This is a genomic window from Candidatus Avelusimicrobium stercoris, from assembly GCF_002437085.1.
GTDB classification, from domain to species: domain Bacteria; phylum Elusimicrobiota; class Elusimicrobia; order Elusimicrobiales; family Elusimicrobiaceae; genus Avelusimicrobium; species Avelusimicrobium stercoris.
On sequence record NZ_DJOA01000043.1, the window covers coordinates 7,488 to 24,639 of the forward strand.

The window sequence follows — 17,152 nt, forward strand, 5'->3', positions numbered from 1 at the left end:
TCTTCGGTGCCTAATAGGAACAGGGCTAAATATTTCTTGTTCATTTTTTTTCAAATCTTACCTTATTCTTCGGTGCCTAATAGGAACAGGGGGGCTTTGTGCCCCTCTCTATATACACAAATCTTACCTTATTCTTCGGTGCCTAATAGGAACATACCGCTTTAACCGCGGTTTGCTATACCGCAAATCTTACCTTATTCTTCGGTGCCTAATAGGAACACTTGGCCCCTAGCCCGCCGGGAAAAAGAACAAATCTTACCTTATTCTTCGGTGCCTAATAGGAACAAGATAGGTAGTTTTCCTTATTTGGCAATTTTTTACCTACTAATAAGATATCCTATTTCTTTTCAAAGAACTACTTATATTTTAATAAGCGCGCGGCGTAAAGTCAAGGTGTAATTTCAGTTGCGCCGCGCACCTTATTTGCTCCGTGGCTTGGCTCATTTAAAAATCTCGCCTGTTGTTCCCTGCCTTGTGCAAATATTTGTACAATAAAGTTACGTATGAACTTACCGCAAGAATTTACCCAATATACCGCTAATGTGTTCGGCCCACAGCGTTGGGAGCGCTTCGTGCAGGCGTTTGCGCAGGAAGCGGCGGTAAGTGTGCGCCTCAACCCGTGGAAGGCTTTGAAAAACCCTTTTTCGCAGGCCGAGCCTGTGCCGTGGTGCCAAGGGGGATTTTGGCTAAACGAGCGTCCGGCTTTCACGCGCGACCCGCTCTTCCACGCCGGCGTGTATTATGTGCAGGAGGCGGGTTCTCTCTTCTTGGATTTCGTTCTGCGCCATTGGGTAAAGGAGCCTGTCAGCGCGCTTGATTTGTGCGCCGCGCCGGGGGGAAAATCTACCCTGATGCGTGCCGCCCTGCCCAAGGGTTCCGTGCTGGTCAGCAACGAGATTGAGCGCCGCCGCGCCAATATCCTTTTGGAAAATATCCTCAAACAAGGCCACCCGGACACCTTGGTTACGCACAACGCGCCCAAGGATTTTGCGAAAACGGACCTAATTTTTGATGTGATTTTGGCGGACGTGCCGTGTTCGGGCGAGGGGCTTTTTCGTCGTGATGAGGGTGCCATAAAAGAGTGGAGCCCGCAAAATGTGCATTTTTGCGCCGAACGCCAACGGCAAATTTTGCGCGATATTTGGCCTTGCCTCAAAGACGGCGGGCTGCTGATTTACAGCACGTGCACCTTTAACACGCACGAAAACGAGGAAAACGTCCGCTGGCTGGCGGACGAATTGGGGGCGGAAATTTTATCCGTTCCCGTGCGTCCCGAGTGGCAGATTACGGGCAGCCTGCTGGACGGGTGGGAACAGCCCGTGTACCGCTTTATCCCGGGCACAACCCGCAGCGAAGGGCTCTTTATGGCGGTCCTTCGCAAAACGGGCGGAAATCGGGCTTTTGCAACTTTGCCCGCTTCTCTGCGCACGCAAGTTAAAAAATATCCGCTTTTGCACTTGCTTTCCGACGGTCAGCCCAAGCCCGAAACCAAAGGCCGGGAGCAAATCCCGTCTATTGCGCAGGCGCTGTCGCTTGCCACTAAGGAAACGGATTTTCCCCGGGCGGAACTGCCGTTGGACGCGGCCTTGCGTTACCTGCACCGGGAAGCCCTCATTTTGCCAGCGAGCACGCCACGCGGCTTTGTTCTGGTAACGTATCAGGGCCACCCGCTTGGCTTTGTAAAAAACTTGGGCGACCGCGCCAATAATCTCTATCCCAAACCCTGGGCCATCCGCAGTTTGTAAGGCTTAATCCCTTTTGAATAAATCGCGCGTATAGATTTTGTCTTGCACGTCGTCTAAGGCGCTTTCGTAACGGTTGGCAATAATCAGCGAGGAACGGCGTTTAAAGTCGGTCAAATTGTTTACCACCTCGCACCCGTGGAAGGATGAGCCGTTTTCCAAGGACGGTTCGTAAATAATCAGAGCCACTTTTTTGGCTTGCAAGCGCTTTATGATACCCTGTATGGCACTCTGCCTAAAATTATCACTCCCCGATTTCATCGTCAAACGATATACGCCGACAACTGTGTTTGGTGTAACGCTTGCTTGTTGAAGGATGCGCCCGGCGATAAAATCTTTGCGCGTGCGGTTGGCGGCTACAAGGGCGGAAATGATGTTTTGCGGTACATCTTGGTAATTTGCCAGCAGTTGCTTGGAATCTTTGGGCAGGCAATAGCCGCCGTAACCAAAAGAAGGGTTATTATAGGAGTCGCCGATCCGCGGGTCCAGGCAGACGGCCTCTATAATTTGCCGGCTGTTTAATCCGTTAAGTTCGGCATAGGTGTCCAATTCGTTAAAATAACCCACGCGCAAGGCCAAATAGGTGTTTGAAAATAGTTTCACGGCCTCGGCTTCCGTGTAGCCCATAATTAAGGTTTTGATATTGGGTTTTAGGGCGCTTCGTTTGAGTAAATCAGCAAATACTTCCGCTTGTTTGGTTAAAAATTCGTCCGTGAGGTCCGTTCCTACCACAATGCGGGAAGGGTATAAGTTGTCGTACAGGGCTTGGCCTTCGCGTAAAAATTCAGGGCTGAATAAAATATTTTTTAGTCCCATTTTTTGCGGATTTGGTGCGTATAACCCAGCGGGATGGTGGATTTGATAACTACCGTAGCGGTGGGCGTATATTTTTTGACCAATTGGATTACATCCTCCACCGCGGAAGTTTTCTAAATGGTCGGGCACGGAGCAGTGACTGTGAGTGCATCTTAGAACGCGTACTGAGGTTCCCTGTTTATCAGGGAAAGAACAGGGAATTTTGCCCATTTCGGGGCAGTTTTGCGGATTCTGGAGATATTTCTTTATAAAATGCATCGTCGGAACAAACCGAAGGAAAACGCTCCAAATTCCCTAAAACGGATAACAGGGAAAAAGCAGGCGAAAATAGAGAATAAATTGCGTTTTAATTAATAGTGCTGGGATTTTAATCTTAATAATTTGAAAATAGGGGCCTCTAATGGATATTAAGGGGCTATATTAAATTCTAATCCCTATTTTTAGTTTTTTCCGGCAATATAAAATCCCTTATAAGTATGTGATGGGTATGCGCTGAATATTTTGGGTAATAAAAAGCGGGTTTGTGGCCATACAAAGTACCGCGCCTGTCCCTTGTTTCAGTTGTAGTTTTTCCAAAATGGAAAAATGCCGGATATCTTCTTTCGTCGGATTCGTTTTCTTTTTTATTTCCACCGGATAAAAAGTGCCGTTTTCTTCCAGTAATACATCTATTTCTTGCCCCTCTTTATCCCTATAATAATAAATATTCGGCTGTTTGCCGTTATGCCAATAACTTTTCAAAATCTCACTTACGGCATATGTTTCAAACATAGCCCCGCTCATAGCCCCTTCACGCAGGGTTTCCGGGGTTTTCCATCCGGTTAAATAACTTGCAAGTCCCGTATCCAAGAAATACACTTTCGGCGTTTTAATAAAACGCTTCCCTATATTGTTGGAATAAGGGGATAAAATATAAATCAAGTTAGATGCTTGCAAAACAGACAACCACTCCTTTAAGGTTGGGGCCGATACATCCACATCATCTGCCATCGCTTTATAGTTGAGCATTTGCCCTGTCCGCGCCGCCAAAGAACGCATAAATTTTAGAAAATCCAATTCTTTATGAATGGCACTTAATGTTCGTATATCCCGCTCTATGTATGTTTGCAGATAGGATTCATAAAAAGTTTCCCAGTGTATATTATCCGCAGGATATAATTTGGGATAAGAGCCTTTCCAAATGCGCTCATACACTTTGATAATGTCGGCCTCGGGCGCATTAACAGCCTGTGTTTTAATGTATTGCTCCGTTGGCAAGAAAGGCAGTGCAGACCTGTTGCCGTCTTTTTCGGTTTGTGACAGCCCTTGCAGTTGCAGAATCCCCACTCTGCCTGCCAAACTTTCCGTCACATTCTTCATTAAATGGAACTGCTGGGAACCCGTCAGCCAGAACATACCGGGTTGTTGGTGTTTGTCAATTTGTATTTTAATGTATGGCAGCAGTTGCGGTGCATATTGTATTTCATCAATAAGTACGGGCGCGGGGAAGTTCTGTAAGAACATGGCGGGATCGTTTTGTGCCAATGCCCGATTATCCAAAGAATCTAAAGATACATAGGTGCGGGAATTAGACTCACAATTTTTTAAGATAGTGGTCTTGCCCACTTGGCGCGGCCCCGTCACTAACACCGCAGGGAAAAACTGACTCATTTGCAAAATACTCTTTTCCAAGGTTCTTTTTATGTAAGCCATATATATATTCCTGACCAAAACAAAGTACAACTTTATATTAGCCAAAACAAGAGGGATGTGTCAACTATTTTTTAGGCAAAAGTTAGGCAAGAACACTGTTTAATTTTTGACATTCGTGTCAATGCTGAATTGTAATCAATGTCAAAATATTCTTACCATACTTTTCATAAGGAAATATAGGAATTACGAGCCTAATTGCTGATAATTCCTATTTTGGGGTAATTATTTAGAGCGGTTGCGGTTATAGGCTTCCAACGCTTCTTTTAGCCCGCAGTTGCTACATATCGCGGTTTTATATCCTTTCGGGCTAATTGCCGGATAGCCACCCATAGGGCCGCCACATTTGGGGCAAATGCGTCTTTTTCTCATAAAAACTCCTTATTTTTCTTGGTGCAGGTAGGTCATTACCGCGTAAACATTTTTTATGCGTTCGGCGGTGCCATCTATCCCGTACAGACTTCCCATAATGAGGTTTCGGTCCGAGGTATCAATTCCTTCCTGTGCGTCTTTTACGCTCTTGGAGAGGTCTTTTACTAACCCTTGCAATACTTCGTAGGAATGTTTTATTACTTCTAATCGCTCTTTTTCAGTCATATTATGCTCCTTGTTAATCTTGTATTTTGTGGCAAATGTCTGCCCCTAAAACAACTCCTAAATGGCTCCCGTTGTCCCAATGAACCATTATGGTCCCCCAAATCGTCCACGCCTTGTACGGTTCCTTTTGTGCCAAGGGGCGGAGCCTGTATATCGTTCATTTGAACAAGCACCACGCGCGAGCCTTTGGGGTATGCGGCGCGGAGGATTTTTACTAATTCTGCAAGGGGTTTTTTTTGGCGACCCATGCTGCTATCTCCTTGTGGAAAAATACATAACCCAATATCGGGTACTCCGTAATGGCCATAGCTAGGCCGGAGAGGGATTTATAGCACTTCCCTTCCCAATACAAACCGTCTGATTTTACTTCTATTAGCAGGTCCTTACCCTTAAACTTTTTAATAAATGTGGTCCCAATGGTGGGTAATCTGGGGGGTATTGGGCTTTTTAAGTATGGTAGGGTTGGCGATTACGCTCTCTAAAGAGGCTTTAATAGGCGTGGCTTTGGCGGCGCAATTGACGCTTTGTTGTTCTTTTTTAGAATCCCCGACTTTACACGCGCAAACCGCGGTCTTTTTAGGGGTCTGCTTAAACCAAGTATCCCTTTGCGCTTCTACCTTGTCCACGCAAACCGCTGTCTTTTTAGGGGTTTTAGTGACTTTTTTATTCATAATTCTCTCCTATAAGTTTTATGTTTTACCGAGGCGGTTTCCCTCGTATGTACATATACGCTCTTATAGGGGGGAGAAGTCAAGTAATATTATTGTGAGATGGAAAAGAAGAAATATACTACTAAGTGTTGTTAAGTTTTTTATTTTTTATATATTCTAATACGATATCAATTATCATATACATCTTATTGATGTCCAAGAATGTTCTGCTTATATGATGCAATGTGTTTTCATAAGCATCATCTGTAAATATTCCGGTAAAAGAGCCTATTGAGACTATTTCTTGATGCTTAAGAGTTGTTTGCTCGTCATGCACTTTGATAACTTTGTTCATTTCTTTGTATATCTCTTGATATCTTTCAGATTCTTCTTTGATGGCTTTATTATATTCCTCTCTAATAACATCTAGTTTTCGTAAATATTCCACACTCATGTTATCAAGTTCTTCTTTTTTTTGTTGAAATAATTTAGTTTCTTCTGTGCTGAATATTTGAACATTATAGAATGGCATTCTATGCACCATGGCATGTCTCAGTTCTTTTATTTCATTGAACCATTCTTGAAAAATACTGATATTGGTGTCTCGTAGTGTTTGTAAAAAGTTTCTATTAAATAAAGATATTCGAGTGAGATCCTTGCGATTGTTTAAATCAATATTGGGGATAACATTAAATTCAAATTGTAAGATAAAAGCTAAACTGTCCAATATTGAGACAATGTTTGGATATATCGAGTTTAATAGGAAATCTAGATGAATCTTTTCTTTTTCAGATAGTTGTTCATACCTGTAAGGATCGTATATTTTGAGCATTTCACTAAAATTAAAGCGCAAAATTTGTAGACGCCTTAAGAAATCATAAAGCTTATATTTATTAGCCTGTGAGTTTTGTAATTTATAATATTTCGCATATCCATAACAGAAAGAATTTATTTTAGGTATGTATAGAAAGGGAATAATGTTAAGAGGAAAGAAATGTGAACATAAGTATATATCAGATTGATCTATCAAATTTTTCTTTTCCGTTTTATAATTTACTATAAGTATATCTAGAAATAAGCGTAAATCTTCCATCGGAAATGAAAGTCTTAATTTATTGAATATTGCTTTGTAATAAACATAATAATCGTCATTAAATATAGCGTAGGAATTTATTGAGCCTTTAATATCTCGAAAATATCCTGGTGACTCTATAAATCGTTTAATTACAGGCTTTGTTGCTAATTTGATAGAAGAAGTTTTTATAAGATTATGTAGTAAGTCTTTCATAATAATATTATATGAAACTCCTTTAACTAGCGTTGCAAAATTGCGGGAAGGCGTGATTCGTATTCTTGTCGTAGGCATTCCGCTTTTTTAGATATGATTTGTAACCTTCTTATACTTCCTCCGATATTATTTTGTTTGCAAAAGTAAAATTTAGTAAAGTTTAAGTAGATATTTCTGAGAGGTAAACATGAAACCGTTTGATACATTGTGGGATGATAATCCGGTAGACATTACCAAAGAAGCCAACTTCATTTGGAGCGTAGCCAACAAACTACGCGGTACCTACATGCCGGATAAATACGGCGATGTGATTATCCCTATGACGATTATCCGCCGCTTGGAATGCGCCCTGGCTCCCACAAAAGATGCCGTCGTCAAACAGTACAAAAAGAACCCCTCGTTTCCGGCCAAAGCCATGTATACCATATCCGGCATGCAGTTCTATAACACCAGTGAATTTACCCTAGCTGAACTCTGCAACGATTCCGAACACTTAGCCGCTAACTTTAATGCCTACATCAACGGTTTTTCGGCTAACGTACAAAACATCTTAAAAGAGTTAGACATGCCCACCCACATTGCCAAGATGGACAAAGGCGGTTGCTTATTCTCTGTTGTAAAGGCATTTTCGGAACTGGACCTCACTCCGGCCACGTATGATAGCATCAAAATGGGTTACATCTTTGAAAACCTCATTGGCCGCTTCTATCAAAACGTAGATGCCGGGCAATACTATACGGGCCGTGATATCATTAAATTGTGCGTATCGGTGCTCATTTCCGAAGGGTGTGATGATATTTTTGACGATGGCAAGGTCATTACCGTGTGCGACCAGGCCTGTGGAACAGGCGGTATGTTATCCACGGCGTATAGTTATATTAAACATTACAATCCTACTGCCGATGTACGTTTATTCGGGCAAGAACTTATTGGACAATCATACGCGGTGGGACTGGCTGAAATGCTGATTAAAGGCCAAAATGCCGACAATTTCCGCAATAAAGACACCTTTAAAGAGGACTGTTTTCCCAACATTAAAATGCGTTTTGTATTGGAAAACCCGCCCTTTGGTACGCCATGGGCCGGAGCGGATGCTAAGGAAGGGCAAGAATCCGCCGTCAAAGCTGAATACGATAAAGGCAAAAAAGGCCGTTGGGGTGCCGGACTCCCGGGCGGAGGAGATGCCCAACTGATTTTTGTGCAGTCTGCTATTGATAAATTGGACCCGTACACAGGTCGGGCAGCCATCATAGAAAACGGCAGTCCACTCTTTGCCGGAAGTACCTCATCCGGGGAATCACAAATCCGCCGCTGGCTGTTGGAAAACGACTTATTGGAAGCTATCATTGCCTTGCCTACGGACTTATTTTACAACACGGGCATTGCCACCTACATTTGGGTATTATCGAAAAACAAACGCCAGGAACGCAAAGGCAAAATCCAACTGATAGATGCCACCAACATCTACCACAAGTTGCGCAAGGCCTTGGGCAATAAACGCAACGAAATCTCCCCGGAAGACCGGACTCAAATTACCAAACTGTACGCGGACTTTAAGGAAAACGAACACTGCAAGATTTACGACAATACGGAGTTTATTTACAAAGAATATACCGTCATGCAACCGTTACAACGGAGCTATGTTATCACACAAGAACGCATAGACGAATTGCTCCAAGCCGGAACACTTAATAGTTTGTACGATGAAGTGGCCGTTATGGAATTGGAAAACATTCCTAATCCAACAGCCAAAGAAGCTAAAAAGTTGGCCCAATACAAAGAAAACAAACCGACTTTTGACGGGATTATCAATACCTTAAAGGCCAACATATCCAACCAAGTATTTACCGTGCCGGAACCTTTTATCCGCCACCTAACAGGCCTTTTACAACCCGTAACTACGGATAAAAAACTGATTGAAAAGGTCGCCAAGGGGCTGTCCGTCATGGACAAAACAGCCGACGTACAGAAAGATAAAAAAGGCAATATCATCTACGATAAAGAAACCAAAGACACTGAAATTGTAAAATGGTCCGAAGACATAGACACATATATGGCCCGCGAGGTATTGCCGCATATTCCGGATGCCAAGGCCTTTTGGGAAGAAGACCTAAACGCCAAGAAACCTATTATTAAGACCGGGGCTGAAATCCCCTTTACCCGCTACTTCTACAAATACGAGAGCATCCGCCCATCCGAGGAATACCTAAGCGAGTTTTTAGGACTACAGGAACAAGTGGAAAAGTCCTTACAGGAGTTAAAGAAATGACACAAAAGGTGTTTTTCTTAGGAGCTGGGTTCTCTAAAGCGGTTAATGACAACTATCCGCTTATGGATGACCTTACAGAAAAAGTACTCTCCCGGTTAGAAAAAGAATCTGTGCGGGAACATCTGAATGAAATTCCGCCCCAAGTTAAACAAAACATTGAAAGTTTGTTAACCTATCTTAGTACAGATTTTCCGTGGAAGACGGAAACTACAAAGTACGCGAATTTAGCTTTGTATTCCAGTATTATTAAAATTTTATCAGATATATTTGTAGAGTATGCCCATCAAGAACACTCTCCATCGCAAATATCCACAATAGGAGAAAACTTTGCTAAAGGGGTCTTGTATAATTCTTCTTCGTATAATTTCATTACACTTAACTATGACGTATTATTGGAAGAACTTTTACTCGCTGTTCGCAAGCAGCAAAATCCACATGAATCTGTTTCTTATCCGGATGTCTACCCTTATCCGATAGAGTGGATTGGAAATCGCAAAACATCATCTGGAAGCTTTTGGGGAATAGAAAAAAAGTCATATCCTCCTATGCCAAAAATTCTGAAATTACATGGCTCTGCAAATTGGTTTTGGGCAGGGATTAGCCAGTCGGATGTATTATACTACCGCAATTGGAATAGAAATGAAGAAGATGATATGAATAAGGGCTTAAAGCCATACATTATTCCTCCGGTATTGGATAAAAGTTCTTTTTATAACCATATTGCTATACATGATTTATGGCAACAGGCAGAAGAGCTGTTAAAGAAGGCGGAGGAAATATATATCATCGGGTTTTCGTTCCCACAGACAGACCTATCCGTTAGATATTTATTTCAATCTGCACTTCGTAATAGCGAACCGGATATTTATGTTGTCAACAAAGCTCACGAAGATGAATTGAGACCAACTTATCGGGATGTCTTACAAGGACAATGTGTGGATTACGAATACACCGGAAGTTATGACGTAGTAGAACGCTTTACCAGAGAAGTTATTCTGATGGAGGGCCACCAATGAGCAGACCCATGAAAGACAGCGGCATTGCGTGGATTGGGCAAGTACCCGAACATTGGGAGCAAGCCCTTATCGGCAGTTTATACAAACTACGTAATACCAAAGTCAGTGATAAACAATTTGAACCACTTTCGGTTACCATGCGTGGAATTTTACACCAGTTGGAAAATGCTGCTAAAACTAACGACGGAGACAACCGCAAGCTAGTAAAACAGGGAGACTTTGTAATAAATAGCCGTTCCGATAGAAGAGGAGCGTGCGGGATTTCTAAATATGACGGGTCCGTTTCTTTAATTAACTTAGTGCTTGTCCCACAAAACCACATGAATCCAGGGTACTATAATTGGCTTTTTCATACTTCTGCTTTTGCTGATGAATTTTACAAGTGGGGACACGGTATTGTGGACGATTTATGGACTACACGCTGGCAAGATATGAAAAACATCACTATCCCTTTGCCGTCTTTGCAGGAGCAACAGCGGATTGCGGATTACTTGGATAAGAAGTGTGCGGAAGTGGAGGGGCTGAGTAGCAATATACAAAAGCAAATAGAGGCCTTGGAACAATACAAACGGGCTGTTATTACTGAAACCGTTACCAAGGGCTTAAACCCGTCCGTGCCGATGAAAGATTCCGGCATCCCATGGGTTGGGCAAAGTCCCGCGCATTGGGGCATTAAAAGAATTAAATTCTGTTGTGAATTGAGCCCCAAATTCCATAACAAGTTGTCCCCCAATACTCTGGTCTCTTTCTTACCTATGGAATGTGTAAAACAAGGGTTTCTTGTTATTGAGAAAGAGGCGGAATTACAAGATGTCAAAAACGGATACACTTACTTTAGGGAAAATGACATTATTATGGCTAAAGTAACTCCTTGTTTTGAAAATGGCAACATTGCTATTGCTAAAGGTCTGCTTAATAATGTCGGTTTTGGAAGCTCTGAATTGTATGTGTTTCGTCCACATAAAATAAGCGTTCCATTTCTGTTCTACTTTCTACAGAATACAATTTTTAAGAATCAAGCCCAGTCTGTAATGTATGGCACGGGTGGACTAAAAAGAGTCCCTAGTGAATTTATCAAGAATTATCAGTTTGCATGTCCCCCTCAATCCGAGCAACAAGCCATTGCGGAGTATTTAGACAACAAATGCAGTAAAATAGATACTATCATCCAAGACAAACAGCAACAGCTGGAAAAGCTGGAGCAGTACAAAAAAGCCATCATTTTTGAATATGTTACGGGCAAAAAGCAAGTGCCGGAGGCGTAGTACCATGAAGCAAATCATATCCGAAAGAAAAGATTACCAACGTTTTATTCTGGAGCGACTCAGCCAAGATAACGGCTACGTCATCCGCCCAGCGGACCAATTTGACCGCTTACTGGCCATGGACCGTGAAATGCTGTTTACCTTCCTGCAAAACACCCAACCGGACACCTTAGCTGCCTTGCGTAAAATCTACAAAGACAAGCTGGAAGAAACACTTGCTCATGCCCTTAACAATGTCCTAACCAGTAAATCCGGTAGCTTACTTAACGTCTTAAAACACGGGTTAGACATCTCCAATCATCACTTAGATTTCATGTACACCAAGCCCGCTACTGCTTTCAATCCGGAACTGCTTAAAAAGTACGAACAGAACATATTTTCGGTCATGGAGGAAGTTTGGGCTAGCGACAAAGAACGGGTGGATTTAGTGGTATTTCTGAACGGACTGCCCATCTTGTCCTTTGAACTCAAATGCAATACCGCCGGACAGTCCTACCAAGACGCTATTTATCAGTACCGCACGGAACGTAACCCCAAAGCCCGTTTATTCTTGTTCAAAGCGGGGTGCTTAGTCAATTTTGCCATGGACCTACAAGAAGTGTACATGACTACCCGCTTACATGGTAAAGATACCGTTTTCTTGCCTTTTAACCGCGGCAAGGGTACAGGTGTGGATGCCGGAGCCGGGAACGACATCTTTCCGGACAAATATAGCGTGTTTTATATGTGGGAAAACATCCTCAAAAAGGATACACTTTTGGACCTGATTAGCCGTTTTGTATTCGTAGAACACAAAGAGAAAAAAGACCCCGATACCCAGAAAATCATACGCTCCGAGAACATTATTTTCCCGCGTTACCACCAATTAGACGTCATCCGACGGGTACTGGCAGATGTGCGGGAAAATGGGTCGGCTCTGAACTATCTCATTGAACACAGTGCCGGAAGCGGTAAAACAAACACGATTGCATGGCTGGCACATCGCTTGGCCTCTTTGCATGATGCAGACAATAAAATCATTTACGACAACATCCTCATTGTAACAGACCGTGTAGTCGTGGACCGCCAACTGCAACAGGCCGTTACCAGCTTGGACCACAAAGCCGGACTCATCCGCGTAATGGACGATAAATGTTCCTCCATCGATTTGGCAGAGGCTCTAAAAGGCAATACAAAGATTATTGCTACCACCATTCAAAAGTTCCCATACATTGTGGATATGCTCTCTGGACTTAAGAACAAACACTTTGCTGTGATTATTGACGAGGCCCATTCCTCTACCTCCGGCAAGAACATGGCTGCTATCACAAAGTCATTAGGTAGCGGGGATGAAGAATTTATGGACGCGGAAGACATGATTGCGGACGAAATCAGACGACACGGGAAACAGCCTAATATCTCCGTATTTGCATTTACAGCCACTCCTAAACCCACTACCCTGCAGATGTTTGGCCATTTGAACCCTAAAGGGCAATATGAGGCCTTCCACGTCTATTCCATGAAGCAGGCCATTGAAGAAGGGTTTATTTTGGATGTATTGCAAAACTATACGCTGTACGAAACCTTTTACCAACTTAACAAAAGCATCAAGGAAGATCCAACCATTAAAACGGCCCCGGCTAAGCGGCAGATTGCCCGTTTTGTAGCGTTGCATGAAACTAACATTAGTCAGCGTATTGAAATCATCGTGGAACACTTCCGTACCACTGTTATGAACGAACTGGGCGGTATGGCCAAAGCCATGGTGGTAACATCTTCCCGGCAGGAAGCGGTAAAATACAGCCAAGCATTTACAAAGTACATTACCGAAAAGCAATATAACGATATTAAGGCGTTAGTGGCCTTTTCCGGCAAAGTTAAACTAGACGGGCACGAATACACAGAAAGTGGGATGAACAACATTTCTGAGGATAAATTGCCCGCCTACTTTAACACCGACGAATACCAAGTTTTATTAGTAGCTAATAAGTATCAAACCGGATTTGACCAGCCAAAACTATGTGCCATGTATATTTTGAAGAAGCTACAAGGTGTGGCAGCGGTGCAAACGCTATCCCGTCTCAACCGCGTTTGTTATCCGTATGAAAAGAATACGTTTGTGTTGGACTTCGTAAATACTTATGACGACATCAAAAAGGCATTTGCACCGTATTATACGACTACGTTACTGGCCAATACGGTTACGCCCTCCAGTATTTATGAACTGGAAACAAAGATTGATGCGTACCGGATACTAAATCCTTTAGATATAGAACAGGCCAATACCATTTTGTATAAGCAAGAACACACCGATAAAGCTCGACAAGGGCTGACCTTCTTATTTGGTAAAGCTAAACAGGCAATGGACAACTACAGTGAAGAAGACCAACGGGAAATCGTAGCACTACTGCGGCGTTTTGTACGCTTCTACGAGTTCCTACTGCAAGTGTCTTGCTTTGAAGATGTGGACCTGCATAAGAAGTACAACTTCATTTCGTACTTGCTTGCCTATGTGAACATCCGGCATCCCGGTAAAGGGTATAATTTGGCTGGTAAACTGCAAGCATCTAACTTCATACAAAAGAAGAAAGGGACCATTGAAAAGCCCGGCTTAAAGCCTAACCCGATTGTTAAACTACCGGAAGCAGATACTGTGTTCTTAGGGCCGGACAAAGAAGAAAAGCTGTCCAAAATTATAGACGACATCAACAGCCGGACCGGGATGAAGTTTGATAAAGACGTAGCAGTTAAGTCCATGCTGCAGATAAAAGACATTTTGTTAAAGTCCGACACGCTCAGGACCAGTGCCAAAAACAATACTGTAGCTAACTTCCGTTTCCCGTATTTTGAAGAAATTGATAAGGCCTTGATTGAAGGGTTAGGGCAGAATCAGGACTTCTTTTCCCTGTTACTGAAAAACGAGGACATCAAAAAAGAGGTTTTGAGTATCTTTACCGATGAAATCTACAAGGCCTTACGGCAACAGCAGGAATAGCGAACAGATGGATAATGAAAAGATTGAGAAGAGTGCAGTAAACGCAATTGAAACAGAGGTCCTTAAGTATCCTCGTTTACACTCTCATCTCCAAACAGCCGATAAAATACCATCCTGGGATGGGGAACTTTATGTATACAATACAGACAAACATGCAAAGGAAAATTTATCGGGTATTATCCATGTTCAAGTTAAAGGTAAGTGTGCAAAAGACCTAACTCAACCAACGATTGCCTATCCGTTAGACGTGGCTGATTTAGTTAATTACCGGGACATCCAAGGTACACTTTTATTTGTAGTTCTTATAGACCCAGAACAACCTACCCAACGTCAAATTTATTATGCTCCTTTGTTACCTGCAGATTTGAAACCTCTGCTTGAAGATGTTAAAAATATAAAAGGAACAAAGACCATTCATTGTGTCCGTTTGGCAGAAGGGCATCCGAATTTAGAAGACATATGTGTCAATTTTGTAATGGATGAACAACGACAAAGTGGGCAGGCCGCTGATATTATGATGACCTTACAGGAAGCCACGGACAAATCCTTACCCACCTGTTTGCATGTGCGTTCCCAGCCACAGCACTTATTGGATAATTTATTCAACGCAGCTCATTGTGTATATGCACAATACCAGCTTCCCAATGATAAAGTCATGTACATACCGATAACAACCCGAGGGTACGTGCGAGCATTACAACGCAAAATCACTTTATCTGCTGACAATAAACCGATTGCGAAAAAAATACCTTTAACAATACGTAAAGGAAACATAACAGACATAACCGTAGCTCATAATTTGACAATTCAAATTGCTGGTGAAAATTTACAAATCAATTATAAAGAACAGGGTTCCATACAAGACCGAATTAAAACGACAAAAATGATGAAACGAATTTGCGAGGCCTCATCTCTGGAAGCCAATGGACAAGTTTTCGCAAGTACTACTCAACCACAAACCGAAAAAGCTGCCGCACTACAACACAGAGTAGAATTTTTAGAAGACTTAGATAGAGTGTTGAAGTTTTGGGGCGTAAAGCAACCTATCAATTTTGATGCACTGACTCCAGCTTGTATAACCAATGTAAATGCGTTAGCGACAGCCCTGTCAACACCAGACCACCAGCTAACACTGCCTCAACCTCTATCAGAACTGGCCACAGTGAGACTTGTCAAAATAGCTAACTTAGCTATATTAGTCTTATTTATGCCTATCAAGGGCAATGTCTATGCTCTGGAGAATTTCTTTAATCTGCCTAACCAAGATTTTTCTATCCCTATTGGCTCACAGCAAATTCCAACCAGTCGTTACATCCTTCTTAATAATAAACAGTATGAACAAGCAAGTAATATACCTTGGGATCGTGTTAAACAAGATTTATGTTCCGTGCCTTTTTCCACAATATACAGTCGAAATCTAAATAATACTCTATTAGCTATGTTAACAGCTTATGATTCTTGTTCAAATCCACAGCTGTTTAGTGTTATTAAAGCTGTCAGCAAATATCTAATTAAACATGAGCCTAATAATATATACAACATTATCAATCGTGCACAAGTTATTCAGAGGGAAAAACCTCTTTCTAAAACAGACAAGGATATATTGTTAAAAATTCAAGCTGAACAGACTGATGTTTCTGTTAAGCTGGGCGTGGCTGTTCTTCTGAAACAACCCAACCTTGAAGAATTGTACGCACAACTAAACTCCCAACAACGAAAAGATTTTGATAGCTGGCCTATCAGCCACTTATGGGAACGAAAGTAATAAATCATGATAAAAGATGAGGAGCACTCATATACAGCCAACATCATAGCTAATCAAAGGCCTCAGAAGAACTCAGTAGGAAGAAAGAGCTATAACCAACATGCTCGAATATTAAAGAAACGTTTTTGTGATAACATAAATCAGGTTGTTTTTAGCTTTAGTGTCCCAACTCTGTCGAGCGTTAGAATAGTTAGCCATACATAACATTAGCTTAATTTTGCGAAAATATAGTGTCCAAAAGTATGTAGATTATAGTGTCCACGACTAGGAAAGTGGGCAGTATAAAATGGGCAAGAACACAGAAGATATAGTGTCCAAACTGTGCCCAGTATATTCATAGTTTTCGGAAATTTTTTTAGTAGTTTTTATACTTTTTCGACGAGAACTAATAATTATAGTATGTAAAAAAATCTTGGCAATTTAAGCTGTGCGGATAAAGGAGCCACATTTTGTGGGTATATTTCGGCATTTACCGACGATAAACGCAAAGAAAACTAGCACTTACTGTACACCATAAAGGGTCCACTAACAATATATACTTTTTGTTCTAATTTTGCTCATTTTGCTCCCAAAACACCGACGGAAAAGCATAAAAAAGAACCACTCTCGTCTGAGAATGGCTCTTTTTCTAAAAGTGCGCCCAACAGAAATCTAACTTGTAGATAGTCCTAACATTCATTTACTTGACTTTGCTCCCGATAGTAAGCGGTAATAGTGATGGGCCAAAAGCCCACTAAACCAATATACTATCGGGAGTTTTTATGAAGAAAAAATCTAAACAAGCAGTTGTAAAATCAACCAAACAAGTCGCAGATGTAGCTGAACCGACACCCAAAGAATGGGATGGCCGCTTGCCTGCTGTTGGCGCTGTTATCAAGAAAACCTACCATAGACAAGGCATTGAAGTAAAAGTGCTTGAAAACGGCTTTGAATACCAAGGCAAAATCTATAAAAGCATATCCCGCGTGGCTATGGAAATAGTCAAACGGCCTATCAGCGGGCATGTGTTCTTCGGGTTATCCAAATGACACCGCGTATATTACCGCCCGTTAAACACCGGTTTGTAAAGGGGCGTTCTGGT

At 42.1% G+C, this 17,152-nt stretch carries 13 protein-coding genes and 2 pseudogenes; 7 read left to right on the forward strand and 8 right to left on the reverse strand.

What is annotated here, in order from left to right; all coding sequences use genetic code 11:
- Nucleotides 1-503: 503 nt before the first annotated feature.
- Nucleotides 504-1,745, forward strand: coding sequence for a methyltransferase RsmF C-terminal domain-like protein (locus B2118_RS06310; RefSeq protein ID WP_428054259.1), 1,242 nt, complete (start codon nt 504-506; stop codon nt 1,743-1,745).
- 3 nt (nt 1,746-1,748) lie between these two features.
- Here B2118_RS06310 and B2118_RS06315 read toward each other — a convergent pair.
- The 8 genes and pseudogenes from B2118_RS06315 to B2118_RS06350 all read right to left on the reverse strand — a co-directional run.
- A pseudogene (locus B2118_RS06315) lies at nt 1,749-2,668 on the reverse strand (nucleotide sugar dehydrogenase); the annotation flags it as partial.
- Between the two features lie 358 nt (nt 2,669-3,026).
- Nucleotides 3,027-4,250, reverse strand: a complete 1,224-nt coding sequence (locus tag B2118_RS06320) for an ATP-binding protein (protein ID WP_428054261.1) — start codon at nt 4,248-4,250, stop codon at nt 3,027-3,029.
- 222 nt (nt 4,251-4,472) lie between these two features.
- Nucleotides 4,473-4,619, reverse strand: coding sequence for a hypothetical protein (locus B2118_RS06325; RefSeq protein WP_428054263.1), 147 nt, complete (start codon nt 4,617-4,619; stop codon nt 4,473-4,475).
- Between the two features lie 9 nt (nt 4,620-4,628).
- Nucleotides 4,629-4,844 carry a hypothetical protein gene (locus B2118_RS06330; protein WP_428054265.1) on the reverse strand — a complete coding sequence of 72 codons (216 nt, stop codon included), beginning with the start codon at nt 4,842-4,844 and terminating at the stop codon, nt 4,629-4,631.
- A gap of 13 nt (nt 4,845-4,857) precedes the next feature.
- A pseudogene (locus B2118_RS06335) lies at nt 4,858-5,092 on the reverse strand (DUF4314 domain-containing protein).
- Nucleotides 5,059-5,283 (reverse strand): DUF2924 domain-containing protein, encoded by a 225-nt coding sequence (locus B2118_RS06340; protein ID WP_428054284.1) that lies wholly within the window; start codon nt 5,281-5,283, stop codon nt 5,059-5,061. Before B2118_RS06340 ends, B2118_RS06335 begins: the two are co-directional and overlap by 34 nt.
- Nucleotides 5,243-5,515 (reverse strand): hypothetical protein, encoded by a 273-nt coding sequence (locus tag B2118_RS06345; protein WP_428054267.1) that lies wholly within the window; start codon nt 5,513-5,515, stop codon nt 5,243-5,245. The genes B2118_RS06340 and B2118_RS06345 overlap by 41 nt, the downstream gene beginning before the upstream one ends.
- A gap of 121 nt (nt 5,516-5,636) precedes the next feature.
- A complete protein-coding gene (locus B2118_RS06350) occupies nt 5,637-6,782 on the reverse strand; it encodes a hypothetical protein (RefSeq protein ID WP_428054269.1) in 1,146 nt (381 codons plus the stop codon).
- A gap of 187 nt (nt 6,783-6,969) precedes the next feature.
- Here B2118_RS06350 and B2118_RS06355 point away from each other — a divergent pair, with 187 nt between their 5' ends.
- From B2118_RS06355 to B2118_RS06380, 6 genes are all read left to right on the forward strand, one after another.
- Nucleotides 6,970-9,051: a type I restriction-modification system subunit M gene (locus tag B2118_RS06355; RefSeq protein WP_428054271.1), complete on the forward strand. Its 2,082-nt coding sequence runs from the start codon at nt 6,970-6,972 to the stop codon at nt 9,049-9,051.
- Nucleotides 9,048-10,067, forward strand: coding sequence for an SIR2 family protein (locus tag B2118_RS06360; RefSeq protein ID WP_428054273.1), 1,020 nt, complete (start codon nt 9,048-9,050; stop codon nt 10,065-10,067). Before B2118_RS06355 ends, B2118_RS06360 begins: the two co-directional genes overlap by 4 nt.
- The gene (locus tag B2118_RS06365; protein ID WP_428054276.1) at nt 10,064-11,332 is read left to right on the forward strand and encodes a restriction endonuclease subunit S; all 1,269 of its coding nucleotides are present in this window, start codon (nt 10,064-10,066) and stop codon (nt 11,330-11,332) included. The genes B2118_RS06360 and B2118_RS06365 overlap by 4 nt, the downstream gene beginning before the upstream one ends.
- A 4-nt stretch (nt 11,333-11,336) precedes the next feature.
- Nucleotides 11,337-14,306 carry a type I restriction endonuclease subunit R gene (locus tag B2118_RS06370; RefSeq protein WP_428054278.1) on the forward strand — a complete coding sequence of 990 codons (2,970 nt, stop codon included), beginning with the start codon at nt 11,337-11,339 and terminating at the stop codon, nt 14,304-14,306.
- Between the two features lie 7 nt (nt 14,307-14,313).
- Nucleotides 14,314-16,071 (forward strand): hypothetical protein, encoded by a 1,758-nt coding sequence (locus tag B2118_RS06375; protein WP_428054280.1) that lies wholly within the window; start codon nt 14,314-14,316, stop codon nt 16,069-16,071.
- 761 nt (nt 16,072-16,832) lie between these two features.
- Nucleotides 16,833-17,099: a DUF2924 domain-containing protein gene (locus B2118_RS06380; RefSeq protein ID WP_428054282.1), complete on the forward strand. Its 267-nt coding sequence runs from the start codon at nt 16,833-16,835 to the stop codon at nt 17,097-17,099.
- Nucleotides 17,100-17,152: the final 53 nt, after the last annotated feature.

What these genes read in the sequence shown, in the direction of transcription:
- B2118_RS06310 (WP_428054259.1), top strand. Translation starts at nt 504, where the DNA reads ATGAACTTACCGCAAGAATTTACCCAATATACCGCTAATGTGTTCGGC.
- B2118_RS06320 (WP_428054261.1), bottom strand. Translation starts at nt 4,250, where the DNA reads ATGGCTTACATAAAAAGAACCTTGGAAAAGAGTATTTTGCAAATGAGT.
- B2118_RS06325 (WP_428054263.1), bottom strand. Translation starts at nt 4,619, where the DNA reads ATGAGAAAAAGACGCATTTGCCCCAAATGTGGCGGCCCTATGGGTGGC.
- B2118_RS06330 (WP_428054265.1), bottom strand. Translation starts at nt 4,844, where the DNA reads ATGACTGAAAAAGAGCGATTAGAAGTAATAAAACATTCCTACGAAGTA.
- B2118_RS06345 (WP_428054267.1), bottom strand. Translation starts at nt 5,515, where the DNA reads ATGAATAAAAAAGTCACTAAAACCCCTAAAAAGACAGCGGTTTGCGTG.
- B2118_RS06350 (WP_428054269.1), bottom strand. Translation starts at nt 6,782, where the DNA reads ATGAAAGACTTACTACATAATCTTATAAAAACTTCTTCTATCAAATTA.
- B2118_RS06355 (WP_428054271.1), top strand. Translation starts at nt 6,970, where the DNA reads ATGAAACCGTTTGATACATTGTGGGATGATAATCCGGTAGACATTACC.
- B2118_RS06360 (WP_428054273.1), top strand. Translation starts at nt 9,048, where the DNA reads ATGACACAAAAGGTGTTTTTCTTAGGAGCTGGGTTCTCTAAAGCGGTT.
- B2118_RS06365 (WP_428054276.1), top strand. Translation starts at nt 10,064, where the DNA reads ATGAGCAGACCCATGAAAGACAGCGGCATTGCGTGGATTGGGCAAGTA.
- B2118_RS06370 (WP_428054278.1), top strand. Translation starts at nt 11,337, where the DNA reads ATGAAGCAAATCATATCCGAAAGAAAAGATTACCAACGTTTTATTCTG.
- B2118_RS06375 (WP_428054280.1), top strand. Translation starts at nt 14,314, where the DNA reads ATGGATAATGAAAAGATTGAGAAGAGTGCAGTAAACGCAATTGAAACA.
- B2118_RS06380 (WP_428054282.1), top strand. Translation starts at nt 16,833, where the DNA reads ATGAAGAAAAAATCTAAACAAGCAGTTGTAAAATCAACCAAACAAGTC.